General features: G+C 71.9%; 1 protein-coding gene. It reads right to left on the bottom strand.

Features of this window, described 5'->3' with window-relative positions; genetic code table 11:
- Positions 1–831, bottom strand: an 831-nt coding sequence (locus AC4IJH_RS43600) for an SDR family NAD(P)-dependent oxidoreductase (RefSeq protein ID WP_490857579.1), incomplete at its 3' end; no start/stop codon positions are given.
- Between the last annotated feature and the right edge of the window lie 24 nt (positions 832–855).

Raw genomic sequence — 855 nt, 5'->3', positions numbered from 1 at the left:
GCCGAAGGTCGCCGCGGCCGAGGAGAACAGCACGAAGTGCTCCAGGTCCATGCCCTGGGTCAGCTCGTGCAGGTGCCATGCGCCGTCCGCCTTGGGCCGCATCACCGCCCCGATCCGCTCGGGGGTGAGCGAGGCGATCGTCCCGTCGTCCAGGACGCCCGCGGTGTGCACCACCGTCTTCAGCGGAGCCTCTTCGGGGATTCCGGCGAGGACGGTAGCCAGCGCATCGCGGTCGGCGGCGTCACAGGACACGACCTGCACCCAGGCGCCCAGGGTCGCCAACTCCGCGGCCAGAGCCGCCACGTTGGGAGCCGAGGGACCGGAGCGGCCGGTCAGCACCAGCCCGTCGGCCTGCCCGGTGGATACCAGGTGCCGGGCCACCAGACCGCCCAGCGTGCCCGTACCACCCGTCACCAGCGCAGCCCGTCCAGCCGGCCGCGAGGCGACCAGGTCGGAGACGACGGGAGTGGAGGGGATGGTCAGGACCATCTTGCCGGTGTGCCGCGCCTGCGACATGAAACGGAACGCCTCCCGCGCCCGCCGCACATCCCACGCCCGCACCGGAAGCCGCGACAGCTCACCCTCGGCCATCAGCCCGACGATGCGGCTGAGCATCTCGCCCATCCGCTCCGGCCCGGCCTCGCTGAGCTCGAACGGCCGGTAGGCCACGTCCGGGTGTTCCGCCGTCAGCGCCTCGGCGTCCCTCAGGTCGGTGCGGCCCATCTCGATGAACGCGCCGCCCTTCGGCAGCAGCCGCAGCGAAGCATCGGTCAGCTCCCCGGCCAGCGAGTTCACCACGATGTCCACACCCGCACCGCCCGTGGCAGCCAAGAACTCCGCCTCGAAACCAGCACT

The sequence above is a fragment of the Streptomyces sp. UF-297 genome, assembly GCF_058245575.1.
Note: the sequence above shows the minus strand (reverse complement) of the source record. Positions and strands in the feature narration are given on the sequence as shown.